This window comes from Cupriavidus cauae (assembly GCF_026210475.1).
Classification (GTDB): domain Bacteria; phylum Pseudomonadota; class Gammaproteobacteria; order Burkholderiales; family Burkholderiaceae; genus Cupriavidus; species Cupriavidus cauae.
Window position 1 is genome coordinate 189,013 of sequence record NZ_CP080294.1, and the last position, 23,844, is coordinate 212,856.

Below are 23,844 nucleotides of genomic sequence, written 5' to 3' on the forward strand. Positions count from 1 at the left end.
CTTTCCGTTAAGTAGGCCGCGAGGTAGACTGCGCGGCATGCCCCATATCGACCGCGCGCTGCGCTCCAATATCAAGCTACGCCATCTGCAGTTGCTGGTGGCGCTCGACGAGTTCCGCCACCTCGGCAAGACCGCCGAATTCCTGTCGATCAGCCAGCCCGCGGTGTCCAAGACGCTGACCGAGGTCGAGAAGATGCTGGGCCTGGTGCTGTTCTCCCGCTCGACCCGCGGCACCGAGCCGACCGCGGCGGGAGAAGCGCTGATCCGCTTCTCCCGCCGCGTGCTGGCGCAATACGATCGCACGCGCGAGGAGATCGAGGCGGTCGACACCGGCGCGGCCGGGCGCGTGCGCGTCGGCGCGATGGGCGCGGCGCTGCCGGTGCTGCTGGCGCGCGCCACCGCCCGGCTGAAGGCGCGCTCGGCGCAGGCCACCGTGCTGATCGAGGAAGGCGATCTCACGCATCTGCTGCCCAAACTACGGCTGTCCGAACTGGACCTGATCGTGGGCCGGCTGGAACCGGGCTATGCGGCGCCGGACCTGGCCACCGAGGCGCTATACAACGAACCGATGGTGGCCGTAGTGCGGCCCGGGCATCCACTCGCCGGCAAGCGCAAGGCCGGCTGGGCCGACCTGGCGCAGCTGCCCTGCGTGATGCCGCCGCCCTGGGCCTCGCTGCGGGTCAAGCTGGAGCAGGCGTTCCTCGCCCAGGGCCTGGAGCCGCCGTCGGACCGGATCGAGACCTCGTCCTATCTGGGGGTGTCCACCTTCGTCACGCAGCGCGACGCCGTCGGATTCCTGGCACGCTCGGTGGCGAAGCAGTTCGCCAGCGAAGGCAGGCTCGAGCTGGTGAATATCGCCGTGCCGATCGAGCTGCCGCCGGTCGGGATCATTACGCTGCGTGCATCGCGCGAGGCCGGGCTGGGCGCGAGCGCGGAGCATCTGATCGATTGCCTGCGGCTGGCGGCGGCGGAGATGGACGCCGGGGAAAAGCCGCGGCGACGGAGCGCACGACGCGGGACATGATCCGGTCGAAGGGTTGTCATCGCCCCTGCCGCGCTGCCGCGCCGCCCTTGACCAGCGCCTCGATCGCCCTCGCCGCCGCCAGATGCTGCGGCACCGACAGGCCTTGCGTCGCGTTGGCCGGGGAGATCTGCGCGCCTTGCGCGCTGCCGCGGGCGGTGAAGTCCGCGCCCGGCGCATAGACGTTGCGCGCGATCGCGCCGACCTCGGCGTCGGACAGATCGGCGGCGACCAGCAGTTGCGCGGCGACGGCCACGGTGGCCACGCTGGCGGCCTGGTTCGCATAGGTGCCTGCCGGCACCGTATAGCGGAAATAGCCGCGGCCCGAATCGGCGAGCGCGGCGGCGGCCTTGTCGCCGAGCGGCAGCAGGCGCAGCGGAATCGCGGCCAGTGCATCGCGGATGCTCTCCGACGGCACGCCGATGATCTGGATCACGGCGTCGACCTCGCCCTGCCGAAGCGCCACCAGCGAGGCGTTGATGCCCAGCTCGCGCCCGGCAAAATCCGCTGGCTTGAGGCCGTGCGCGGCAAGCACACGTAACGCCGTCCGTTGCGACGCGCCGCCCTTCTCGCCGATGGCGATGCGCTTGCCGCGCAGGTCCGCCACCGTCTTGACGGCCGCATCGGCGCGCACGAGAACATGGACCGCCTCCGGATACAGGCTGCCGATCGCGCGCAGCGACGTGAACGGGCCATCGGCGGCGAAGTCGCCGTCGCCGCGATAGGCGTCGAGCGCGGCATCGGCCTGCGCCAGCGCGAGTGAGGCCTTGCCCTGCCGCAGCATCCGCAGGTTCTCGTCGCCGCCGCGCGTGACCAGCGGCACCACGCGCGCGCCGGGATTGGCGGCCAGCGCTTGGGCGAAGCGCAGGTATTGCCCGCCCTCGGCGCCCGCTGCGAGCGGGTAACCCTGCTTGGCGCGAGCGAGCCGCGCGCGGATGCTGGCATGCGCGGCGGCAAGTTCCTGCGTGATCATCGCGTGCTGCTCTGGCGACGATTCGGCCGGCACGGATTCGACGATGCGGCGCACGGCCTCCAGCATCGCGGCCGCGCCTTGCGGGGCGCTGGCCGCATAGGCAGGCGCGGTGACCGGGCGATAGCCGCCCGGCACCACTGGCACCCATCGCCCATTTTCTTCGCGGTACACCGCGGCGCCGTGCGCGCGGATGATGTCGCCCGCCTTGTTGCCGCCCAGCGCGATGCCCTGCACGCCCTTGGGCGCCGCACCGAGCGCCGAGATCAGGCCGGCGACGCCGGGCGCATCCCATGCGCCGAAATCAAAGTCGCGCGTCAGCTTCAGCTCGGCGTCGAAGTAGACGACACGCCGGTCTTCGCCCGGAGGACCGCGCCGATCGGTCTGCGAGCCCTGGCGCCGCAGGTCCGCCACCTCGACCGTTCCCGGCGGCAGTGCCTGGGCCAGCCGCGCGGCGACGTCCTTGCGCAGCACGTCGGCGTCCGGGCCGCGCTCGCATCCCGCCAGCAGCGACGCGACGACCAGGGCAAACAGCGCGAAGAACAGGCGGCGCACGATCAGCCTCCCATCCATGGCATCGCCAGCATCAGCGTCAGCACGAAGGCATTCATGATGTCGACGAAGAAGGCGCCGGCCAGCGGCGCGACCACGAAGCTCTTCGGGGCCGGTCCGTGCTTGGCGGTAATTGCCTGCATATTGGCCATCGCGGTGGCGGTCGAGCCCATATTGAAGCCGATGAAGGCGGCGGACAGCACCGCGGCCTCGTAGTCCCGCCCCATGAAGCGGAAGCAGACCAGCACCACATACAGCACGATAAAGACCACCTGCATCGCGATGATCGCGATGAATGGCCCCGCGGACAGCGCCACGTCGACCAGGTCGAGCGCCATCATCGTCATCACCAGGAACAGCGACAGGCTCACATTGGAGATCAGCTCGGCTGGCCGGTCGTCGAAGCGCACGCCGGTCAGCGGCAGCAGGTTGCGGATGGCGATGCCGGTCAGCATGCACCACAGGAAGCCTGGGATCGTGATGGCCTGGCCCGAGAACAGCGAGGCGAGCCAGCGGCCGACCACTACCGCCACCAGGATGCCGCCCAGCGCGCCGACGGCTGCGACGGTCGTGATCGGAAAACCATGGGCCTCCGCCTCGACGCTCGCCTCGTCCTCGCCCTGCGAGCGCAGGCGATATCGCGAGATCAGGTACTGCGCGACCGGCCCCGCAATGATGCCGCCGACGATCAGGCCGATCGTCGCCACCGTCATCGACAGCTCCATCACGGACTGCAGATTGTTGATCTCGGCGAAGCGCTCGGCATAGGCGGCGCCGGTGCCGTGCCCGCCCACCAGCGTGATCGAGCCGCCGACCAGCCCGAAGATCGGATGCAGGTCCAGCGCCTTGGCCATCGCGACGCCGACGGTGTTCTGCACCACGATGTAAGGAAACAGCACGATCAGGAAGATCACCAGCGCCTTGCCGCCCTGCTTCAGCGCGCGCAGGTCCGCCCCCATGCCGACGCCGGCAAAGAACATCAGCAGCAGCACGGGCTTGATGGCGGCGTCGATGACGACGCGGAAGTCGAACAGCGCGACCGCAATCGCCGCGACCGCGGCAAACAGGACCCCGCCGGTGATCGGATCGGGAATGTTGTAGCGCGACAGAAAGGCGACCCGGCGATTGATCAGCGTACCGAGCAGCAGGACCAGCACGGCGATCAGCACCGAGGTGACCGGATCGAGGCGAATCTGCATCGAGTTCCCATCCTTGCCCGCCTGTGCCGGCGGAAAAGTGACGCGTATGGATCTATGCCAGCATAGACGCGCCAAATGCGAACCGCAATGCGCAAAAAAAATGCCGGACGCGATCGACCGCGTCCGGCATTCGGGCAAGCGCGACCGGAGGTTACGCCGCCGACTGCGTCAGCTCGGGCGTGCCCGGGGCGGCGGGCGCGACGGCCTCGCCGGCCATCGCCTTGCGCAGCTGATCCTTGTCCAGCTCGCCTTCCCAGCGCGCGACGACGATCGCGGCGGTCGCATTGCCGACCAGGTTGGTCAGCGCGCGGCATTCCGACATGAAGCGGTCGACGCCCAGGATCAGCGCCATGCCGGCGACCGGCACCGAGGGCACCACCGCCAGCGTGGCCGCCAGCGTGATGAAGCCCGCGCCGGTCACGCCGGCCGCGCCCTTGGAGCTGAGCATCGCGACCAGCAGCAGCAGGATCTGGTCGCCGAACGACAGGTGGATGTCGCAGGCCTGCGCGATGAACAGCGCGGCCATCGTCATGTAGATGTTGGTGCCGTCCAGATTGAACGAATAGCCGGTCGGCACGACCAGGCCGACCACCGACTTGGCGCAGCCGGCCCGCTCCATCTTCTGCATCAGCGTCGGCAGCGCGGCCTCGGACGAACTGGTGCCCAGCACCAGCAGCAGTTCCTCACGGATATAACGGATCAGCTTGACGATCGAGAAGCCGTTGTAGCGCGCCACCAGGCCCAGCACGATCAGCACGAACAGCAGCGACGTCAGATAGAAGGTGCCGACCAGCATCGCCAGGTTGGCCACCGACTTGATGCCGTACTTGCCGATGGTGAACGACATCGCGCCGAACGCGCCGATCGGCGCGACCTTCATCAGGATCGACACCAGGCGGAACACCGGCAGCGTGACGGCCTGCAGGAAATCGACCACCGGCTTGCCGCGCTCGCCGACCAGCGCCAGCGAGATGCCGAACAGCACCGCGACGAACAGCACCTGCAGGATGTCGCCATTGACCATGGGGCTCAGCACCGTGGTCGGGATGATGTTCATCAGGAAGCCGGTGATGGTCGAATCGTGTGCCTTGGCGACGTAGCCGGACACCGCGTTCGAATCCAGCGAGGCCGGATCGATATGCAGGCCGTGGCCGGGCTGGACCACGTTGCCGACGATCATGCCGACCGCCAGCGCCAGCGTCGAGAACGTCAGGAAGTAGATCATCGCCTTGCCGGCGACGCGGCCGACCTTCTTCAGGTCCGACATGCCGGCGATGCCGGTGACCACGGTCAGGAAGATCACCGGCGCGATGATCATCTTGACCAGCTTGATGAAGCCGTCGCCGAGCGGCTTCATGCTCGAGCCGATATCGGGCCAGTAGTGGCCCAGCGCGATGCCGGCGACGATGGCGACCAGCACCTGCACGTACAGATGGCGATAGAACGGACGAGGCTGCGCGGCCGTGGCCGCGGCGGTGTGGGTGTCGATCATGCGGGTGTCCCCTGCCAATGGGCTGCCGGGCGCCATGCGGGGGCACGCGGCGGCGAGTTTCTTGAAATATCCTGGCCGAGCGGATGCGGCGCCGGACCAGCCGCTATCGCAATGCGTGTGCCAGCCGAATGTCTTTCACAATTCGTTGATCTTTAAGGGAAAAATTCGGAAGCGCCGTGCGGCTCGCTGGCGTTTGAGTGGAAATCCACATAGAATTCGGGCCGCTTGTATGGAAATCCACACAACTTTTTACGCACACAACCCCGCGTTAGCATCGGACGTGCGGGCCTGACCACTCCGCTACCTCCGCGCTCACTTCGCCAGCCGATGGCCCGACCGCCCGCCTCGACCCTGCCAACCGACCAAGCGCGCGCGCGCCGGTCCTTCTCGCCGCGCGCCGCGGCGGGCGTCGCGCTGGCCGTGCTGCTGATGCTGGCGCTGACGGTCGCGGTGCTGCGGATGGTCGAGCGCACGGCGCATCGCGAGGCCACCGCGGCGGTCACCCAGCGTGCGCTGACGGCCGCGCAGTTCAACGTCGCCACGCTGCGGCGAGATCTCGAAAAGCATCGCGCGCTGCCGTTCGTGCTGGCGCAGGACCCCGACCTGAAGACGGCGCTGGCGACCGCCGACCCGCGGCGCCTTGCCGCGCTGAACGGCAAGCTCGAGGCGCTGGCGGCCGGCACGGGCGCCTCGGTGATCTACGCGGTGGACCGCCGCGGCCTGACGGTCGCCTCGAGCAACTGGCGCGGCCCCGACAGCTTCGTCGGCGAGAACTACGCCTTCCGCCCCTACTACCAGGGCGCGATGGCCGGCGGCGCCGCCGAGCACTTCGCCCTGGGCACGATCAGCCGCCGCCCCGGCCTGTACCTGTCGCACCGGCTCGACGATGCCGGCGGACAGCCGCTGGGCGTGGTGGTCGTCAAGGTCGAGTTCCCCGGCCTCGAGGAAGACTGGGCGCACCTGGCCGAGCCGATCTTCGTCACCAACAGCGATGGCGTGGTGCTGTTGACCAGCGAGCCCGGCTGGCGCTTCCGGTCGATGGTGCCGCTGGGCGAGGCGGCGGCCGAGCAGCTGCGGCGCAGCCTGCAGTTCGGCGATGGCACCTTCGCCCCGCTGCCGATCCGGCCGTTTTCCGCGGCAGCCGGTGCCGCGCCGGCGCGCAGGCCGCCGTCCAGCGGCGAAGAGATACTTGCCGACGTGCCCGGACACCCGCCCGGCGACAGCTATCTCCACGTTGCGCTGCCCGTACCGTCCACGCATTGGACCTTCCATCTGCTGGCGCCCAGCCGCGACGAGCGGACCGGCATCGCGGCGCGGATGCAGGCGCAGGCGCTGGTGGTGCTGCTGCTCGCCTATATCGCCATTGCCAGCGCGATCTACGCGCGGCGCCGGCTGCGGCGGCACAATGCGCAGCAGGCCGCGATCCGCGCCGAACTGACCGCGCGCGTGCAGGCGCGCACCGCCGAACTGCAGGCCGCCAACGACCAGTTGCGCGCCGAAATGGAGGAACGCCGCCAGGCCGAACTGCGGCTGCATGCCGCGCAGGAGGAACTGGTGCAGGCCAACAAGCTGACGTTCCTCGGCCAGATCGCCGCCGGCGTCGCGCACGAGATCAATCAGCCGGTAGCGGCGATCCGCAGCTATGCCGACAACGCCGGCAGCTATCTGGAGCGCGGCGAGGCCGACGGCGCGCGCGCCAGCCTCGCGCGGATCGGCGCACTGACCGAGCGCATCGGCGCCATCACGGGCCAGCTGCGCGCGTTTGCCCGCAAGGGTTCGGGCGCGCGGGAGCCGACGCCGGTGGACGACGCGATCGAAGGCGCGCTGCTGTTGCTGGGGCCGCGGCTGCGCACGCAGCCCGTCACCCTGGTGCGCTCCGGCGACAAGGGCCTGCGGGTGCAGGCCGAACGGTTGCGGCTCGAACAGGTGCTGGTCAATCTGCTGCATAACGCGCTGGACGCCGTCGCCGGCCGCGACGATGCGCGGATCGACATCGCGACGCATGCGGACCATGCGGACGGTGCGAACGGTGGGGACGATGCGCGCGTGCGCATCGAGATCGCCGACAACGGCCCCGGCATCGCGCCCGAGATCGCCGAGCGGCTGTTCACGCCCTTCTCCACCTCGAAGCCGGAGGGCATGGGACTGGGGTTGGTGATCAGCCGCGACATCGTCGCCGAGTTCGGCGGCACGCTCGATACGCGCCCCCGCAGCGGCGGAAGCGGCAGCGGCAGCGGCAGCGGCAGCGGCGCGATCTTCACCATCACACTGAATTCAGCTCCATGATGCAAACCAGCGAAGCGCAAGCCGGTCAGGGTCCGGTACGCCGGGTCGCCCTGGTCGACGACGACCACGACGTTCGCGCCGCAGCAGCCGAAAGCCTGACCCTGGCCGGCTATCGGGTTGACGCGCACGCCAGCGCGCAATCCTTTCTCGACAGCCTGCGCGACGGCTATCCCGAGGTACTGGTCACCGATATGCGGATGCCGGGGCTCGACGGCCTGCAACTGTTCGAGCGGGTGCTGGAGCGCGACGCCAGCCTGCCGGTGATCTTCATCACCGGCCATGGCGATATCGCGCAGGCGGTCGAGGCGATGCGCCGCGGCGCCTACGATTTTCTGGAGAAGCCCTACGCCACCCATCGTCTGCTGACCGCCGTCGGCCATGCATGGGAACAGCGCCGGCTGGTGCTGGAGAACCGCCGGCTGCAGGACGCCGCGACGCAGGCCGAAAGCGCCTGGCCACTGATCGGCGTGACGCCGGCGATGGAGCGATTGCGCCAGACCATCCGCCATATCGCCGATGCCGATGTCGACGTGCTGGTGGTCGGCGAAACCGGCAGCGGCAAGGAAATGGCGGCGACCGCGCTGCATCGCTGGAGCCGGCGCAGCGCGGGCGAACTGGTCGCGCTCAATTGCGCGGCGCTGCCCGAGAGCGTGATCGAGAGCGAGCTGTTCGGCCACGAGCCCGGCGCCTTCACCGGCGCGCAACGCAAGCGGATCGGCCGCATCGAACACGCCAACGGCGGCACGCTGTTTCTCGACGAGATCGAAGGCATGCCGCCGTCGGTGCAGCTGAAGCTGCTGCGCGTGCTGGAGACGCGCAGCGTCGCGCCGCTGGGCACCAACGAAATGCGGCCGGTCGATCTGCGCGTGATCGCGGCCAGCAAGGTCGATCTGGGCGACCCCGCGCAGCGCGGCGATTTCCGCGAGGATCTGTATTACCGCCTCAACGTCGTCACGCTGTACATGCCGCCGCTGCGCGAGCGGCGCGAAGACATTCCGCTGCTGTTCGAGGTCTTCACCGGCCAGGCCGCGCGCCGCTTCCAGCGCGAGGCGCCGCCGGTCACCGACGCGGTACGGCGCTACCTCAATACGCACGCCTGGCCCGGCAACGTACGCGAACTGCTGCATTTCGCCGAACGCTTCGTGCTGGGCGTGCATACGCTGCCGACGCCCCCCGCCGCGCAGGCCGCGACCTCAGGCGACACCAGCGCCGAAGGCACGCTGGCCGAACGGATGGACCGCTACGAGGCCCAGCTGATCCGCGACACGCTCGCCGCGAACGGCGGCAATGTTCGCGCAACGCTGGAATCGCTGGGCATCGCGCGCAAGACCTTCTACGACAAGCTGCATCGGCATGGGATCGAGCGGCGGGAGTATTTGTCGGAGAAGGCGGAGTCGTGATGGAACGATCCGACGGTGACGCAAGCTGATTCGGCTAGTGCAATCTGGGTTGGTATGCCACTCCGAAGCGTTCGGCCAATTCGGCCAACCGCTTATCGAGCGACCATAGCTTTGCGCTTGGCGTGATAAGGGTGGATGCCAGCAGCACCATGTCGACCAGGCCACATCCGAGTCCATACAGCCTTTCCCGCTCGATAAACTGCATCACTTCATGCAACGTCGCTTGATTGCATGGCTGCAACAAGCCAATGTCGTTGAGCGTTGTAAGGCGCGGTGCCGGCGGCGTTCCGCAGGCGAGTTCGGCGACCACCATGGGGTGCGTCAGGGCTTGGTCCATCACGATCAGGTCGATCAGCGCCGCGTTACGGTGCCTGAAGTGATCGACCCATACCGAGCTATCGATCAGCACACTCATTTTGCCGGCGGCTCCTCGCGGCGGCGTGGAACGTCCTCCATATCGGGAGCTGCACCGCCTAGGGCAGCAAGGCGCTTCGCCGCCTGGACTCGTACAAACGTCTTGATCGCTTCTCGGAACAGATCCGATTTATCCATGCCGGGGTCCGCCATCTCCAGTGCCTTTTCGTAGAGTGCATCATCGATCGTCACTGTGGTGCGCATGGCTGATCTCCGCTTCAATATTGAAGCCAATATGCATCAATTTTGGCATCAATACAAGCGTCACAGTTGGGCGCACGCCAAAAGACCGCAGTCCTCACGGTTACGGCCGGGCGCACCCCGACATTTGACCGCGCTGGAACTGACGCCCCCGCCTCGTCGCCCCTCAATCCACCGTAATCCCCCGCTGCCGAATCACCCCGGCCCAGCGCGTCGTCTCCTTCTGGATCGTCTCGGCCAATTGCCGTGGCGTGCCGCCGCCGACGTCCATGCCGAGCGTCGCGAGCTTGCTCTTCAGGCCCGGATCGGCCAGCACTTCGCCAGCCTGGCGGCTCAGCTGCTCGACGACCTCGCGCGGCGTGCCGGCGGGCGCCATCAGCGCGTACCAGGACACCGCCTCGAACTGCGGAAAGCCCTGTTCGGCGATGGTCGGCACATCGGGCAGCACGGCCGAGCGCCTGGCGCTGGCCACGCCGAGCGCGCGCAGCCGGCCGGCCTGGATATACGGCAGCGCCGCCGACATCTGCGCGAACATCATCGTGACCTGGCCGCCGACGAGGTCGGTCATCGCCGGGCTGACGCCCTTGTGGGCACGTGGATCAGCTTGACGTTGGCGTCGAGCTGCAGCAGTTCACCGGCCAGATGCGCCTGGCTGCCGGCCCCGGGCGAGGCGAACGTCAGCTTGCCGGGCTGCTGGCGGGCGAGCTTGAGCAGATCCCCGAGCGACCTGGCCTGGACGCCAGGGTGGACCACCAGCACGTTCTCGGCCGTCGCCAGCATCGTGACCGGCACCAGGTCGGCCGCCTTGTAGGGCAGGTTCGGCATCAGCGAAGGATTGACGGCGATATTGCCGACCGGCACCACGGCGAGCGTATAGCCGTCGGGTGCCGCCTTGGCGACCTGATCGACGCCGATCGTGCCCGCCGCGCCGGCCTTGTTCTCGACGACGACCGGCTGGCTCCAGCGTTTCGACAGGCCATCGCCCACCGCGCGGCCGAGCACGTCGGCCGGGCCGCCGGCGGCAAAGGGCACCACCAGCCGGACCGGCTTGGCGGGATAGGCTTGCCCGCCGCCGCCCTGCGCCGATGCGCCAGGCGGCACGCTTGCCGCGAGCAGCGCGCCCAGTATCGTGGAAAGCAAACGCATCATCGTGAATCTCCCGAGTGAATCAGGCCAATGGATCGGAGGGGTGCGGCAAGGGCTTCGACAAAGGTTCTGACAGCGGCTCCGACAGCGGCTGCGACGACGGTCGCGACGATGGCTGCGACAGCGGCGACGAAAGCCCCTGCGCCACCGGCGTCGCCGCGGTCAGCGCGACGCCCGCGTGGTCGGCCTCGCGCGCCCACCGGACCAGGCGCCGGTAATCGCCCGGCTCCACCGCGGCAAAGCGCGCCAGCCGCAGCGTGGCGAGCGCTTCGGCACAGTCCGGATCGCGATGCGCGTCCAGCAATGCCCCGCGCAGCCGCGCGGCAATCTCCTCGTCGATGCCGGGCGAGGCGACCAGCGGCGGAATCGGCGAGGACTGCGTCACCGCGAGCGTGCGCAAGGCGGCGATCCGCCCGGGCGCATGCAGACGCAGCAGGTCCAGCACATAACTGTCGACTACGCCAACCTCCGCCCTCCCTGCAATGACGGCATCGATCACGTCCTGCGGGGTCGGCGTGGCCGCTTCGGTCGGCAGATACAACGCCCCGTCGACCAGTCCGAACTCCATCAGATAGCGGCGCGGCGCGTTATAGCCGGAATTGGATTCCGGCAGCATGCACGCAAGGCGCGTGCCGAAGGTCTGCGCCAGCGAGGCGCACGGCGAATCGGCGCGCACGATGAACTCGCTGAAATAGCGCGGCAGGCCGCCATAGCGCGGCAGGTCGGGCACCGGCGCCGCCAGCAACCGGTAGCGCACCGGCGCCGTCGCAAACGGATAGCCGCACATCAGCACGCAGGCGCAATCGTCGCGCTCCCACAGCGCGCGGATCGGCGCCGGCGCATCGTGCTCGACATAGGCCAACTCCACGCCGGCGCGCTGCGCCACGCGCATCAGCAGCGTCCGCCAAGCCGCGCCGGCCTGCGGCGACACCGAGTACATCCGTGCATTGGCGATCATGCGTAGACCAGCCTTTTCCCGATGCCCATGCGCTGCGCCTTCTGCATGATCGCGTGGCCGAGCGCGATATCGCTGAGCGACAGGCCGCGATGCCAGAACAGAGTGGTCTCGTCGTCGCTCTGCCGCCCGGGCTTGCGGCCGGCGACGATCTCGCCGAGCTCGGCGTACAGCGTCTGCTCCGACAGCTTGCCGGCCTCGACATGCGCACGCAGCGAGCCGAACATGCCGCCCTTGCACTGGCTCCAGTCGTCGACCACCAGCTTGTCCATGATGTCGGTCAGCGACAGCTCGACCGCGCTCATCGTGCCGTAGGGCACGACGAAGGCGCCGCGCGAGATCCATTCGGTCTTCAGCAGCGGCGTCGGCTGTTCCAGCCGCGAGGCTTCGACGACGATATCGGCGCCGCGCACGCACGACTCCCAGTCCTCGGTCACCACGATCGGCTTGCCCAGGTCGCGCTCCAGGCTGGCGGCGAACGCGTTGCGGCTTTCGGGGCGGCGCGAGTGCACACGGATCTCGTCGAAGTCGAACAGGCTGTCGAGCAGCCGGATATTCCAGTACGAGGTCCCGCGCGCGCCGATATGGCCCAGCACCTTGCTGTTGCGCCGCGCCAGATGACGCGCCCCCAGCGCGGTCAGCGCCCCAGTGCGGGCATCGGTGATGAAGGTCGCGTCGATCACGGCGACCGGCATGCCGGTGCGCGGGTCGAACAGGTTCAGCAGCGCCATTTCCGACGGCAGGCCCTGCTTGTAGTTGTCGACGAAGTCGCCGACGATCTTGACCCCCGCCAGCCCGAGCGGCGCGACATATCCGCGCAGCACATTGAAGTGCCCGTTGAAGGCGGGGTCCGGGATCAGATGCATGCGCGGCTCGATCACGGTCTGCCCATTGCCCTGCGCCACCAGCCCCTGCTCGACCGCGGCAAGGATCTCCGCGTCGGTCATCGCCAGCTGCGCGATGTCCTTGCCGTTGAGGTAGGTCAGATGGATGTCGCTCATACCGTCTCCTGATGTCGTGGATCGTCGAATCGTGGATTCGTCGAAATCAGTGTAGGGAGCGCGGCCATGACTGTCATATGCTTATATATCGGTGACGCTTAACATCGTGTTATGTCATGAAAATCAATCTGCGCCAGATCGAAGTCTTTCGCGCGGTGATGCTGACGGGCTCCATCAGCGCCGCCGCCAAGCTGCTGTACGTCTCGCAGCCGGCAATCAGCCGCCTGCTGTCGCATACCGAGCAGCGCCTGGGCTTCGCGCTGTTTCGCCGCACCAAGGGAAGGCTGTATCCGACGCCGGAAGCGCGCCGCATGCTGGCCGAGGTCAACTCGGTCTACGAGGGCATCGAGCGCGTCAACGAGATCGCCGAGGACCTGGCGGCGAACCGCACCGGCAGCCTGCGTGTGTCGTGCAGCCCCAATCTGGGGCAGACGGTGCTGCCGCGCGCGATCGCGCGCTTTCGCCTGGCGCATCCCGAAGTGCGGATCGTCGTGCGCACGCAGATTCCGGCCAATATGCTGCGCGCGCTGCTGTCGGGGCAGGTCGAGTTGGGCGTGTCGACCATGCCGCTGACGCACCCGAATCTGGAGGCGCGCGTGCTGGCGCGCAATCCGCTGGTCGCGCTGGTGCCCGAGGGCCACCGGCTTGCCGGGCGCAGTGCCGTGCGGCCGGCCGAACTGGCCGGCGAGGCGCTGATCGGCTACGGCGACGACGTGCCCTTCGGCCTGCTGATCCGCGAGATGTTCGGCGGCGAGGCGGACCAGCCCGATTTCAGCGTGCAGGTGGAACAGGCCCACGTCGCCCGTGCGCTGGCGCAGGCGGGCGCCGGCATCGCGCTGGTCGACGCGATGACGGTATTCGGCCAGAGCTGGCCCGACATCGTCGCGGTGCCGGTCAGGACCCGCGTCACGGCATCGGCGCAGATCTTCCATGTCGAGACCGAGCCGCTGTCGCGGCTGGCGCTGGACTTCGTCGATACGCTGGTGGCGATGATGAAGCGGTAAGGCGCAATGCTGCACGCCACCGCACAGCGCCGCGCACTGCCGCTCACCGCCGCCCACCCCCCGCTCACCGCGGCTCACGGCCGCGCTCCGCTTGCCGGCCTTCCGCTAATGCACGATCCCGCCCTTGACGAAGCGCACCGGCTCGGCGTCCATCCGCAACAGCAGCGCAGTCAGCCCATCGGGTGCAGGCTTGCCGCCCGATGCTGACTTCGCCGGCTGGCCCGACTCGCACAGCAGATCGGCATCGGACCAGCCCTTCTGCTGCGGCGTGCCGCGTGCACGCAGCCAGCCGTTGCGATCGGCCAGCAGCTCGGTGCCGGCAAGGCGTTCCGGCGCGACGCCGCCAAGCCGCGCGACGATATCCCAGGCCTGCGGCGACACCGCCGTGCACTCGCTGCGAAACTGCGGCACGGCGGCGGGCGGCCTGCCGTCGGGCGTCACCAGCAGCGTGAGAAAGCGTGGATCCTCGAGCGGAATGCGATCGGGCGAGCCGTCGAAGGCGACCAGCCGCAGCCGCTGGCCGTCGCGCCACCGCGCCAGCCGGCGCGGCGCATCGGCGCCGCAGCGTATCGCCATATCGGGAACCGGTACCGCCATCGGCCAGCTGCCGGCCGACTTCGCACCCTCGCCCGCCGCGAGCGCCTTGGCGTAGTCGAGCACGGCCCAGATTTCGTCATCGCGCAATACGCCGGCAAACGCCGGCATCACGAGGCGGCCATCGTCATCGCGCATGCCATCGGCGATATGCCAGAACAGCTCGCCATCGGCACGGCGTCCGAGCAAGGGGCCGACCAGCGTTGGCGGCCAGCGCGGCAGCGACGCCGCCAGCGGCCCTTCGCCGCGGCCGTCGTCGCCGTGGCAGGCCGCGCAATGCTGTCCATAGATTCGCGCGCCGATGGCAATCGCTTCCACCGAGAATCCGGTCGGACTCGCATGGAAGCTGGTCGGCGCCGCCGGCACGAATAGCAGCGCCGGCGCGGGCCAGGGCGCAAACAGCAGGCCGGCGGCGGCGATCGTCAGCAACAGCACGCGCCGGCGCCGCCATGGCAGCGTGAGCACAATCGCCACCAGCGACAGCGCGACGGCGATCCCTGTCCACGCCAGTTGCCTCGCCACGCCGAGATCGATCAGCAGCGTTTCGTCGGCGATGCGATGGCCCCAGGGCCAGGCCGGCTGTCCGTGCGCGTCGCCGGTCAGCCCCAGCCAGTGCCATAGCCGCAGCAGGCCGAACTGCGCCTGCTCGACGATGGCCAACAGCGTATCGAGCCAGGGCGGCAATACCACGCCGTTCATCGAACCGTTCGCGCCGCGGCGTCCCCGAACGCTTCCCCCAACGCTGCCTTCAACGCTTGCGCCAACGCCTCCTTCAACGCACCCTTCAACGCCCCCTCCAACGCCTCCCGCAACGCTTCCTCCATCACCAGCTCGCGTCCAGTCCCAGATGCCGCAGCGCCTCGTGCCGCATCTCGGTCAGCCGCGGATCGCCGCGATGGCGCGGATACGGCAGATCGACCTCGATCTCCGCGCGGATGCGCGCCGGCCGATCGCTGAACACGATCACGCGCTGCGCCAGGAACAGCGCCTCCTCGACATCGTGCGTGACCAGCAGGGCCGAGAACCCGGCGCGTTGCCACAGCGCGACCAGCTCGCTCTGCATCGCCAGCCGCGTCAGCGAATCGAGCTTGCCGAGCGGCTCGTCCAGGACCAGCAGGCGCGGATCGTTGACCAGCGCACGTGCCAGCGCCACGCGCTGCGCCATGCCGCCCGACAGCTGATGCGGAAAGGCGCGCGCGAAGTCCTTCAGGCCCACGCGTTCGAGCGCCGCGTCGACGCGATGATGTTCGCGGCCGAGCAGCCCGCGCGCCTGCAGGCCCAGCGCCACGTTGTCCCAGACGCGCCGCCACGGAAACAGCGTCGGGTCCTGGAACACGACGATGCGCGACGGGTCCGGCTCGGCGATCGTCGCGCCGTCCTGCAGGATTCGACCCTCCACCGGCGCATCGAGGCCCGCAACCAGTCGCAGCAAGGTCGACTTGCCGCAGCCGCTGGGCCCCAGCAGCGCAACGAATTCCCCCGGCTCTACCTTCAGATCGACCCGGTCGAGCACCTGCAGCCGTGTCTCGCCGTCCCCGAACCAGTGGCTGACCTGTCGTACCTCGATGCGCGCGCCGGCTCCCTCGCGCTCAATGACCCCACCCGTCCCGTCGTTCTTTTGTGGATGCAACCCTGCCGGTCCCTGCACCGCGGTCGCCTTTGCCTTGTCCGCAATCGCCGCGCTCACCATTTGACGGTCCCCTTCTGCCACGACAGTGCCCGGTCGCGCAGCGCGAACAGCAGCGTGATCACCCCGGAAAACAGCAGCGCCATCACGATCAGCGCCGCGTACATGTTGACGTAGGAGGCCCAGCCCTGCGCCCAGGTCAGGTACCAGCCGAGCCCCGACTTGACGCCCATCATCTCGGCGGTGACCAGCACCGAGAACGACGCGCCCAGCCCCATGAACAGGCCGACGAACACCTGCGGCAAGGCCGCCGGAATCGCCACGCGGAGCACCAGGAACCAGCCCGACGCCCCCATCGTGCGCGCCACGTCGTAGTAGCGCTTGTCGACGCTGGCAACGCCCGACCACGTCAGCACCGCCACCGGAAAGGCCGTGGCCAGCGCGATCAGGAACACCGCGGCCGAATAGCTGGACGGGAAGAAGTAGAAGGTCAGCGGCAGCAGGGCCGTCGACGGCAAGGGGCCGAGCACGCGCAGAACCGGATGCACCCAATAGCCGATCCGCCGCGACCAGCCGATCGAGACGCCGATCAGGAAACCGACCACCGCGCCGTGCGCGACACCGAAGCCGAGCAGCTTCAGCGTGTTCAGCGCGCTGTCGCCGAGCCGGCGCCAGTCGTCGAGATAGACCTCGATCAGCGCCTGCGGCGGCGCGAAGAACGGCGTCGGCAAGGTTCCGGTCTTGGCGGTCAGGAACTCCCAGCCGGCCAGCACCAGCGGCAGCGCGACCAGCCAGGGTCCGGCGCCGCGCAGCGCCGTCCAGCCGCGGCGCCCCGCCCACACGCGCGCACCGATTGCCGCGGACAGCGCCAGCGCCGCCGCCACGGCCAACGCCGCGACGCCGAGCTCGGCGGTATAGGCCCAGTCGCTGAAGCCGGCCACGCGGTTGGGCCAGCGCCAGGTCAGCAGGCCGAAGCCCGCCCATGCCAGCGCGGCAACGTAACCGACGGGCCATTGTGCCGGCGCGGCCGCGCTCGCAGCTGCGCCGGCAGCCGTGATCGAAGCCACCGAGGGCGAGGCGGAGGCCGAAGCGCGTGCGGCCCGGCGCGCCGCCCGGCCGGCATCGCGCGCGCCCTCGAACGCAGGTTGATGCGTACTCATGATTTATCCCAGGACATTGGCATAGACGTGCTGTGCCAGGCGTTGCGGATCGGTGGTCTTCTTGATCACGCCGATCCGGCGGAAATCGTCGGCATAGAACGCGATCTCGTCGCGCAGGTCGATGCCGGTCGGATGATGCGTATAGGTCAGCGTCGCGTAGAGCTTGCGCAGATCGTCCAGCGAGATCTTCGGCGAGTACTTGGCGAACACCCTGGCGGCCTCGTTCGGGTTCTCGTGCACGAAGTCGGTGGCCTGCACGATCGCGCGCGCCAGTGCCGACGCGGCGGGACGGTCGTTGCGCACCAGTTCGCCGCGCGCGCCGACCACGCAGCAGACCTTGCGCGCATACTCGCCGCTCAGGTTGGTCGCCAGTTCGACGTAGGCGCCGTTGGTGCGCTTCTCCAGCAGATAGAGATTCGGATCGCCGTCGGCAATCGCCTGGATCTCGCCCTTGTCGACCGCCACGCCGAGCAGGTCGGCCGGATACTGGCGCCAGGTCACGTCCTTGTCCGGGTCGATGCCGTTCTTGGCCAGCAGGATCGTGAAGAAGTGCTTGCCCGGCGCGGCCAGGTCGCTGACGCCGACGGTCTTGCCCTTCAGCGCCTGCAGACTGGTGACGCCAGCCGCCTTCGCGCCGACCAGCCGCACGCAGCCGCCGTGCGAGCTGCCGATGATCTTGACGTCGAAGCCCGCCTCCAGCGGCTTGAGCCAGCGGTGGATCATGCCGACGGCCGCGTCGGCCTTGCCGGTGGCGATCGATTCGAGCAGCTGGTCGGTGGAGCCGCTGTAGTTGATCAGATCGACCTGCAGGCCGTTCTTCTCGAAGAAGCCCTTTTCCTGTGCGACCACGATCGGCGTCAGGCAGAACGAGTTCTGATTCCACGCAAAGGTCAGCTTGCGCGGCGCGGACCAGGCGCGCCGGCCGAGCATCAGCGCCGGTGCGGCGAGGGCCGCGGCGCCGGCCAGGCGCAGCACGTCGCGCCGCCGTCCGGCGGCGGGCTTGGCATCGGCGGGGGATTCGAGTTGGCTCATGGTGATACGGCTCCCGTGGTTCCAGGTGTTCCTGATTTCGTCTTGGTTTGGTCGTGGTATGTGTTGTCGCGCATTGCGGGCGCGGCAATCGGCTCATGCCGCTTGCCGTTGCCCCTGCGCGTGTTCAAGCGCCCGCTGCGCCTCGCGTTCGGCGACCAGCGCGCGCAGCCGCGGAATCAGCTCGCGGCCGTAGTCGATCGCATCGTCGAGCGGATCGAAGCCGCGGATCAGGAAGGTGGTGACGCCGAAGTCGTAGTAGTCGAGCAGCGCGTGCGCGACCTGTTCGGGCGTGCCGACCAGTCCGGTCGAATTGGAGCGGCCGCCGGTCTCGCGCGCGATCGCGGTCCACAGCCGGGTATCGACGCGATCGCCCTGCTCCGCGGCGGCCAGCAGGCGGCGTGCGCCCTCGCTCTGCTGCGGCCCGCCGCGGCTGTAGCCCTGCTGCACGCGCAGCGCGCGGGTGCGTTCGAGAATGCGGTCGGCACGCTCCCAGGCCTTCTGCTCGTTGTCCGCCAGCACGGGGCGGAACGACACCGAGAAGCGGATCTGGCGGCCGTGCTTCGCCGCCTCCGCCCTGACCCGCGTGGTCAGCTCGCGCACCTGCTCCAGCGATTCGCCCCACAGCGCATAGACGTCGGCGTGCTTGCCGGCGACTTCGATCGCCGGCGCCGAAGCCCCGCCGAAGTAGATCGGCACATGCGGCCGCTGTGCGGGCTTGACCTCGGAGAAGCCGCGCTGGAAGCGGTAATAGCGGCCCTCGTGATCGAAGGGCGCGTCTTCGGTCCAGATGCGGCGCAGGATGCCGAGATATTCGTCGGTGCGCGCATAGCGCTCGTCGTGATCGAGATAGTCGCCATCGCGCTTCTGCTCGTCGTCCGAGCCGCCGGAGATCACATGCACGCCGAGCCGGCCGCCGCTGAACTGGTCCAGCGTCGCGATCTGCCGCGCGGCCAGCGTCGGCGCGGTAAAGCCGGGGCGATGCGCCAGCATGAAGTGAATGCGCTCGGTCACTGCGGCCGCATACGAGATCGTCAGCGTGGCCGACGGCCCGGTGGAATGATGCGGCACCAGGATGCGGTCGAAGCCGGCCTGCTCATGCGCCTGCGCGAAAGCCCGCACATAGTCGCGATCGACGGCGGGCCCGCTGGGTGGATGGATCTCGGATTGCTTCTGGCTCTGGATCATGCCGATGATGTCGACGCTCATGGGTTCTCCTGTGTCGCCCGCTGCAGCCACGGCGGCGGAATCTGGCGACAAACGTAAGGCAAACCCGCGCGCGGCCGAACGAATAAAAACGAGACTCCATATTCGATTTGCATCGTTCATCGAAGCGGCATCGCGGCGTTACGCTAGGCGCCGATCCGAATCCGCACAGGGAACCACCGCCATGCCTTCCTCCGCCTTGCGCCGGCTGCCGAGCAGCGAGCCGCGCCTCGATGAAACGCTGGATGTCTTGCGTGCCACCTTCTCCGCCAACGCCGCGCGGCACGATGCCGACGGCAGCTTCGCGCACGAGAACTTCGCGCTGCTGCATCGCCATGGCCTGATCGCGCAGGTCGTGCCGCAAGCCCATGGCGGCGGCGGCGCGAACCTGGCGCAGGCGCGCCGCATCGTTGGGGCAGTGGCGGCGGGAGATGCCGCCACCGCGCTGGTGCTGACGATGACCTATCTGCAGCACCGCGCGATCGCGCGCGACGACCGGCATTGGCCTTCGGCGGTCGCGCAACAGGTATTCGACAGCGCCGTGTCCGAGGGCGCGCTGATCAACGCGCTGCGCGTCGAGCCCGAACTGGGCTCGCCTTCGCGAGGCGGACTGCCGGGCACGGTGGCGACGCGCACCGCCGACGGCTGGCGGCTGCGCGGGCGCAAGCTCTATTGCACCGGCATCCCGGCCCTGCGCTGGCTGGCGGTCTGGGCGCGCACCGACGAGCCGCAGCCGCGCGTCGGCGTGTTCCTGGTGCCGGGTCCTGCCGATCCGGCACGCGGCATTCGCGTGATCGAGAACTGGAACCACCTGGGGCTGCGCGCGTCGGGCAGCCACGAGACCGTGCTGGACGATGTGTGGATTCCGCCGGAATACGCGGTCGACATCCGGCCGCCCGAGCAATGGGCGCCGGCGGCGGCCAGCCAGGCCGATACCGACGGCAATGCCGATCAGCAGGCCTGGATGGTGGTGCTGCTCGGTAGTCTCTACGAGGCAGTGGCGCGCGCAGGCTTCGACTGGATTCGCGACTTCGTGCGCAACCGTGCGCCGGCAAGCCTGGGCGCGCCGTTGGCGACCCTGCCTCGCGTACAGCAAACCATCGGAGAAATCGCCGCGCTGCTGCAGGCAAACCGGGCGCTGCTCGACGACGCGACCGCGCGCGTCGATGCCGGCCGGCCGCCGTCATTCGGCGACAGCGGGCTTTTGAAATTCACAGTGACCGGCAACGCCATCCGCGCGGTCGAACTGGCGCTGCAACTGGCCGGCAATCATGGACTGAGCCGCAACAACCCGCTGGAGCGCCACTATCGCGACGTGCTCTGCAGCCGCGTCCATACGCCGCAGGACGACGCGATCCTGATTGCAGCGGGCAGGCACGCGCTGGCATGAGGCCGACGGTCGTAAAGGCACGCTCGTAAAGTCATGCGCATAGAAGTCACGCTCATGAAGCGGGGCGCCCGGCGATATGCTCGCTGGCGCCGCGCTCCAGCAGGCGAGCGGCCTGCTCCGCCGGCACCGGCGGACTGAACAGGTAGCCCTGCCCCTCGTCGTAGCCCTCCTCACGCACCGCGGCGAGCTGGCTCGCGGTCTCGATGCCCTCGGCGGTGGTGACAAGCTTGAACGCCGCGCCGAGGCTCGCCACCGCGTGCAGGATCGCGCGCCCCTCGTTGCCGCCGTGAAGATCGGTGACGAAGGAGCGATCGAGCTTGATCTTGTCGAAGGCAAAACTGCGCAGATAGCCCAGCGACGAATAGCCGGTGCCGAAGTCGTCCATCGCAATGCGCACGCCGATCTGGCGCAGCGCCTGCAGCATCGACAGGTTCGACTGGCTCTCCTGCAGCAGCACCGATTCGGTGATCTCCAGCTGCAGCCGTTGGGGCGATATCCCTGCGTCGCGCAGCGCCTGCCGCACCGTATCGACCAGCGCCGGATCGCGGAACTGCAGCGGCGACAGGTTGACGGCCATCGACACCGACGCCGGCCACGCCGCGGCCTGCCGGCACGCCTCGCGCAACACCCAGGCGCCGAGCGGCACGATCAGGCCGGTTTCTTCGGCCATCGGCACGAACTCGGCCGGCGAAATCATGCCGCGGTCGGGATGCTGCCAGCGCAGCAGCGCCTCGAAGCAGCGGATCTGTCCCGAACGGAGGTCGTACACCGGCTGGTAATGCAGCAGGAACTGTTCGTCGGCCAGCGCCTGGTGCAGATCGCGCTTGATCGCCACGCGGGCGCGCAGTTGCGCGTCCATGTCGGCGTGGAAGGCCAGCACGCTGGACGCGCCCTCGCGCTTGGCGTGGTCGAGCGCGATATCGGCGGCGCGCAGCAGGTCGTCGGGCCGGTCGCCGTGTTCCGGCGCGAGCGCAATGCCGACGCTCGCGCCGATGGTGACGGTATGCCCTTCGATCGTGAACGGCTCGGACAGGCATCCCTGGATGCGGCGCGCCAGCGCGGCCGCCTCCTCGCCATCGGCCACGGGCGTCTGTACCACCACGAATTCGTCGCTGCCCAGCCGCGCGACGGTATCGGCCTCGGTCAGGCAACTGCGCAGCCGGTCGGCAACCTGGCGCAGCACGGCGTCGCCGACCGCATGGCCGAAGGTATCGTTGACGGCCTTGAAGCCGCTCAGGTCGAGGCAATGCAGGGCGGCGCGGCTACGCTCGCGCAGCAGCAGGTCCAGATGCTCGCGCAAGGCGACGCGATTCGGCGTGCCGGTCAGCGCATCGTGCCGGCTCAGATAGGCCAGGTGCTGTTGCGCGGCCAGGCGCTCCTGTTCGGCGCGGCGCCGTTCGGTGATGTTGCGGAAGAAGATCGACAGGCCCTCGGGCGTCGGATAGGCGTGCACCTCGAGCCAGATCGCCAGCGGCGGCAGGTATTCCTCGAAGGCCACCGGCACCTGCTCGTCCAGGGCGCGCCGGTAGTGCCGCGCGAACACGCCGTCCGCTTCCTCGGGAAACATGTCCCACAGGCTGCGGCCGATGGCGGGAGCGCGCTCCTGCAAGGCGCGCGCGGCGTTGCCGTTGAAGTAGGTCAGGCGCCAGTCGCGATCGATCACGATCACGCTGTCCATGGTGCTCTCCAGCACCGCGGACAGCCGCTGGGCCAGCTGCTGCGCCTCGCGTTGCGCGCGGTCGGCGGCCTCGCGGGCCTCGCGCGCCTCGGTGGCGTCCAGCGAGATCGCCAGCAGGCGGGCCGGCCGGCCCTGCTCGCCGGGAATCGACGCCGTCACCGTGTCGAGCCACTGGACGGCGCCGCTGCGGGTATGGCGGCGGATCGTGAAGCGGCCGATGCCGCCCGCGCGCGCCGCGTCCAGCGCCTTGCCGGCATTCGTACGGCAGCCTTGCGGAATCAGGTCGATCCAGCGCTCGCCGAGCACCGGTTCGTCGTCTTCGATCTCGAGCAGGCGGTAGGTGGTCGCGTTGGCGTACAGCACGCGTCCGTCCAGATCGAGCACGCGGATGCAGTTCGGACTGTTTTCCAGGATGCTGCGGCTGAATCGTTCGCTCTCGCGCAGCGCCGCCTCGGCGCGCATGCGATCGTCGATGTCCTCCAGCGTGCCGTACCAGCGCAGCACGCGGCCCTCGCCGTCGCGACGGGCGGCGGCGCGCGAGCGGAACCAGCGGTATTCGCCGCCGCGCATGCGCAGCCGGAAGGCCTTGTCGAACGGCGCCCCGCTGTCGACGCTGGCCTGCCAGCGCCGCAGCGTTTCGTCGAGATCGTCGGGGTGGACCTGGCCGGTCCAGCCGGTCCCCATGCCCTGCTCCACCGCCATGCCGGTCAGTTCCTCCCAGCGCGGCCCGGCTTCGGACACCAGGCCTTGCGCGTCGGCGGTCCACTGCACCTGTGGATTGAGTTCGACCGAATGACGGTAGTGCTCTTCGCTCTCGCGCAGCGCGCTCTCGGCCCGGCGGATGTCGGTGATATCGATGATCGAGGCGATCACGACGGGCATCGGGGCCCCGCCCGGTCCGGCCAGCATGACGCGGCGCTTGCGGGTGGCCAGCACGCGCTTGCTGCCGTCGGCGGCGGTCAGGGTCTCCTCGACCTCGCGCTCCTCGCCGGTGTCGAACACCTCGTCGTCGACCGCCCAATAGCCGTCGGCCTGTTCCTTGGGCAGGAAGTCGTGATCGGTCCGGCCGAGCAGGGTCGCGCGGCTGTGGCCCATCAGCTCGCACATCTGGTCGTTCAACAGCAGCCAGCGATGCGCGCGGTCCTTGACCAGTACCGGATGGGGCAGCGCGTTGAGCAGCGCCTCGAGGGCGGCCGCGCCGCGGTCGCCGCGAAACAGCGCGAAGGGTTGCCGGCCATCGTCCGATGGCGCTTCTTGTCGGCCAGGCGCGGCGCGAGGGGTCATGGGCGTGGTGATGGTTGCATGGCGGACGGAAGGCGCGTCGTGGGGGCCGACTGGGCCGGTACCGGGCCATTGGGCGGCACTGTAGCGCACCTCCGATGCCCCTCGCTATCCAGCGCTGTCCGACACTCGATGAGCGGCCATCCGGGCAGGAAGACCCAGGCGATAGCGCTTCGCCGCTGCCTGAGGTCGAAGTGGACTCTCGCTATGCAACTGATTGCATAGCACCCTGCGCACT

General features: G+C 69.0%; 18 protein-coding genes and 1 pseudogene. 5 read left to right on the forward strand and 14 right to left on the reverse strand.

Annotated elements, in window-relative coordinates; translation table 11 throughout:
* Positions 1-37 precede the first annotated feature (37 nt).
* Positions 38-1,024: a LysR substrate-binding domain-containing protein gene (locus KZ686_RS16435; RefSeq protein WP_265634264.1), complete on the forward strand. Its 987-nt coding sequence runs from the start codon at positions 38-40 to the stop codon at positions 1,022-1,024.
* A gap of 16 nt (positions 1,025-1,040) precedes the next feature.
* Here the strand turns inward: KZ686_RS16435 and KZ686_RS16440 are convergent, their stop codons facing one another.
* The 3 genes from KZ686_RS16440 to KZ686_RS16450 all read right to left on the reverse strand — a co-directional run bounded on the left by KZ686_RS16440 (position 1,041) and on the right by KZ686_RS16450 (position 5,234).
* The gene (locus tag KZ686_RS16440; protein ID WP_265634266.1) at positions 1,041-2,564 is read right to left on the reverse strand and encodes a TAXI family TRAP transporter solute-binding subunit; all 1,524 of its coding nucleotides are present in this window, start codon (positions 2,562-2,564) and stop codon (positions 1,041-1,043) included.
* Positions 2,549-3,742, reverse strand: a complete 1,194-nt coding sequence (gene gltS / locus KZ686_RS16445; protein ID WP_265634268.1) for a sodium/glutamate symporter — start codon at positions 3,740-3,742, stop codon at positions 2,549-2,551. Before gltS ends, KZ686_RS16440 begins: the two co-directional genes overlap by 16 nt.
* Before the next feature lie 151 nt (positions 3,743-3,893).
* Positions 3,894-5,234, reverse strand: a complete 1,341-nt coding sequence (locus tag KZ686_RS16450; RefSeq protein ID WP_150083476.1) for a dicarboxylate/amino acid:cation symporter — start codon at positions 5,232-5,234, stop codon at positions 3,894-3,896.
* Positions 5,235-5,561: 327 nt separating this feature from the next.
* Here KZ686_RS16450 and KZ686_RS16455 point away from each other — a divergent pair, with 327 nt between their 5' ends.
* Together KZ686_RS16455 and KZ686_RS16460 are read left to right on the forward strand one after the other, a co-directional pair.
* Complete coding sequence (locus tag KZ686_RS16455) at positions 5,562-7,520, forward strand: sensor histidine kinase (protein WP_265634270.1); 1,959 nt, start codon at positions 5,562-5,564, stop codon at positions 7,518-7,520.
* Positions 7,517-8,920: a sigma-54-dependent transcriptional regulator gene (locus tag KZ686_RS16460; protein WP_265634272.1), complete on the forward strand. Its 1,404-nt coding sequence runs from the start codon at positions 7,517-7,519 to the stop codon at positions 8,918-8,920. Before KZ686_RS16455 ends, KZ686_RS16460 begins: the two co-directional genes overlap by 4 nt.
* Positions 8,921-8,954: 34 nt before the next feature.
* Here the strand turns inward: KZ686_RS16460 and KZ686_RS16465 are convergent, their stop codons facing one another.
* From KZ686_RS16465 to KZ686_RS16485, 5 genes and pseudogenes are all read right to left on the reverse strand, one after another.
* On the reverse strand, positions 8,955-9,335 hold the full coding sequence (locus KZ686_RS16465) for a type II toxin-antitoxin system VapC family toxin (RefSeq protein ID WP_265634274.1): 381 nt from the start codon (positions 9,333-9,335) through the stop codon (positions 8,955-8,957).
* Positions 9,332-9,538: a type II toxin-antitoxin system VapB family antitoxin gene (locus tag KZ686_RS16470; RefSeq protein WP_265634276.1), complete on the reverse strand. Its 207-nt coding sequence runs from the start codon at positions 9,536-9,538 to the stop codon at positions 9,332-9,334. The genes KZ686_RS16465 and KZ686_RS16470 overlap by 4 nt, the downstream gene beginning before the upstream one ends.
* A gap of 163 nt (positions 9,539-9,701) precedes the next feature.
* A pseudogene (locus KZ686_RS16475) lies at positions 9,702-10,684 on the reverse strand (tripartite tricarboxylate transporter substrate binding protein).
* Positions 10,685-10,703: 19 nt separating this feature from the next.
* Positions 10,704-11,639 carry a phosphate/phosphite/phosphonate ABC transporter substrate-binding protein gene (locus KZ686_RS16480; protein ID WP_265634278.1) on the reverse strand — a complete coding sequence of 312 codons (936 nt, stop codon included), beginning with the start codon at positions 11,637-11,639 and terminating at the stop codon, positions 10,704-10,706.
* Positions 11,636-12,637, reverse strand: coding sequence for an ornithine cyclodeaminase family protein (locus KZ686_RS16485; RefSeq protein ID WP_265634280.1), 1,002 nt, complete (start codon positions 12,635-12,637; stop codon positions 11,636-11,638). The genes KZ686_RS16480 and KZ686_RS16485 overlap by 4 nt, the downstream gene beginning before the upstream one ends.
* A 116-nt stretch (positions 12,638-12,753) precedes the next feature.
* Between KZ686_RS16485 and KZ686_RS16490 the strand changes: the two genes are divergently transcribed.
* On the forward strand, positions 12,754-13,641 hold the full coding sequence (locus KZ686_RS16490) for a LysR family transcriptional regulator (protein ID WP_265634282.1): 888 nt from the start codon (positions 12,754-12,756) through the stop codon (positions 13,639-13,641).
* Positions 13,642-13,746: 105 nt separating this feature from the next.
* Here the strand turns inward: KZ686_RS16490 and KZ686_RS16495 are convergent, their stop codons facing one another.
* The 5 genes from KZ686_RS16495 to KZ686_RS16515 form a co-directional block, all read right to left on the reverse strand.
* Positions 13,747-14,934 (reverse strand): c-type cytochrome, encoded by a 1,188-nt coding sequence (locus tag KZ686_RS16495; RefSeq protein ID WP_265634285.1) that lies wholly within the window; start codon positions 14,932-14,934, stop codon positions 13,747-13,749.
* A gap of 124 nt (positions 14,935-15,058) precedes the next feature.
* The gene (locus tag KZ686_RS16500; protein WP_265634287.1) at positions 15,059-15,925 is read right to left on the reverse strand and encodes an ABC transporter ATP-binding protein; all 867 of its coding nucleotides are present in this window, start codon (positions 15,923-15,925) and stop codon (positions 15,059-15,061) included.
* A complete protein-coding gene (locus tag KZ686_RS16505) occupies positions 15,919-17,022 on the reverse strand; it encodes an ABC transporter permease (protein WP_226105367.1) in 1,104 nt (367 codons plus the stop codon). The genes KZ686_RS16500 and KZ686_RS16505 overlap by 7 nt, the downstream gene beginning before the upstream one ends.
* Positions 17,023-17,025: 3 nt before the next feature.
* A complete protein-coding gene (locus KZ686_RS16510) occupies positions 17,026-18,054 on the reverse strand; it encodes an ABC transporter substrate-binding protein (RefSeq protein ID WP_150083467.1) in 1,029 nt (342 codons plus the stop codon).
* A 93-nt stretch (positions 18,055-18,147) separates the two neighbouring features.
* Positions 18,148-19,260: an LLM class flavin-dependent oxidoreductase gene (locus KZ686_RS16515; protein WP_265634291.1), complete on the reverse strand. Its 1,113-nt coding sequence runs from the start codon at positions 19,258-19,260 to the stop codon at positions 18,148-18,150.
* A 181-nt stretch (positions 19,261-19,441) separates the two neighbouring features.
* Here KZ686_RS16515 and KZ686_RS16520 point away from each other — a divergent pair, with 181 nt between their 5' ends.
* Complete coding sequence (locus KZ686_RS16520) at positions 19,442-20,647, forward strand: acyl-CoA dehydrogenase family protein (protein ID WP_265635457.1); 1,206 nt, start codon at positions 19,442-19,444, stop codon at positions 20,645-20,647.
* A 52-nt stretch (positions 20,648-20,699) separates the two neighbouring features.
* Here the strand turns inward: KZ686_RS16520 and KZ686_RS16525 are convergent, their stop codons facing one another.
* Positions 20,700-23,609 carry an EAL domain-containing protein gene (locus KZ686_RS16525; protein ID WP_265634293.1) on the reverse strand — a complete coding sequence of 970 codons (2,910 nt, stop codon included), beginning with the start codon at positions 23,607-23,609 and terminating at the stop codon, positions 20,700-20,702.
* Between the last annotated feature and the right edge of the window lie 235 nt (positions 23,610-23,844).

What these genes read in the sequence shown, in the direction of transcription:
- KZ686_RS16450 (WP_150083476.1), bottom strand. Translation starts at nt 5,234, where the DNA reads ATGATCGACACCCACACCGCCGCGGCCACGGCCGCGCAGCCTCGTCCG.
- KZ686_RS16480 (WP_265634278.1), bottom strand. Translation starts at nt 11,639, where the DNA reads ATGATCGCCAATGCACGGATGTACTCGGTGTCGCCGCAGGCCGGCGCG.
- KZ686_RS16460 (WP_265634272.1), top strand. Translation starts at nt 7,517, where the DNA reads ATGATGCAAACCAGCGAAGCGCAAGCCGGTCAGGGTCCGGTACGCCGG.
- KZ686_RS16515 (WP_265634291.1), bottom strand. Translation starts at nt 19,260, where the DNA reads ATGAGCGTCGACATCATCGGCATGATCCAGAGCCAGAAGCAATCCGAG.
- gltS (WP_265634268.1), bottom strand. Translation starts at nt 3,742, where the DNA reads ATGCAGATTCGCCTCGATCCGGTCACCTCGGTGCTGATCGCCGTGCTG.
- KZ686_RS16435 (WP_265634264.1), top strand. Translation starts at nt 38, where the DNA reads ATGCCCCATATCGACCGCGCGCTGCGCTCCAATATCAAGCTACGCCAT.
- KZ686_RS16520 (WP_265635457.1), top strand. Translation starts at nt 19,442, where the DNA reads ATGCCTTCCTCCGCCTTGCGCCGGCTGCCGAGCAGCGAGCCGCGCCTC.
- KZ686_RS16455 (WP_265634270.1), top strand. Translation starts at nt 5,562, where the DNA reads ATGGCCCGACCGCCCGCCTCGACCCTGCCAACCGACCAAGCGCGCGCG.
- KZ686_RS16505 (WP_226105367.1), bottom strand. Translation starts at nt 17,022, where the DNA reads ATGAGTACGCATCAACCTGCGTTCGAGGGCGCGCGCGATGCCGGCCGG.
- KZ686_RS16500 (WP_265634287.1), bottom strand. Translation starts at nt 15,925, where the DNA reads ATGGTGAGCGCGGCGATTGCGGACAAGGCAAAGGCGACCGCGGTGCAG.
- KZ686_RS16485 (WP_265634280.1), bottom strand. Translation starts at nt 12,637, where the DNA reads ATGAGCGACATCCATCTGACCTACCTCAACGGCAAGGACATCGCGCAG.
- KZ686_RS16490 (WP_265634282.1), top strand. Translation starts at nt 12,754, where the DNA reads ATGAAAATCAATCTGCGCCAGATCGAAGTCTTTCGCGCGGTGATGCTG.
- KZ686_RS16440 (WP_265634266.1), bottom strand. Translation starts at nt 2,564, where the DNA reads ATGGATGGGAGGCTGATCGTGCGCCGCCTGTTCTTCGCGCTGTTTGCC.
- KZ686_RS16525 (WP_265634293.1), bottom strand. Translation starts at nt 23,609, where the DNA reads ATGACCCCTCGCGCCGCGCCTGGCCGACAAGAAGCGCCATCGGACGAT.
- KZ686_RS16465 (WP_265634274.1), bottom strand. Translation starts at nt 9,335, where the DNA reads ATGAGTGTGCTGATCGATAGCTCGGTATGGGTCGATCACTTCAGGCAC.
- KZ686_RS16510 (WP_150083467.1), bottom strand. Translation starts at nt 18,054, where the DNA reads ATGAGCCAACTCGAATCCCCCGCCGATGCCAAGCCCGCCGCCGGACGG.
- KZ686_RS16470 (WP_265634276.1), bottom strand. Translation starts at nt 9,538, where the DNA reads ATGCGCACCACAGTGACGATCGATGATGCACTCTACGAAAAGGCACTG.
- KZ686_RS16495 (WP_265634285.1), bottom strand. Translation starts at nt 14,934, where the DNA reads ATGAACGGCGTGGTATTGCCGCCCTGGCTCGATACGCTGTTGGCCATC.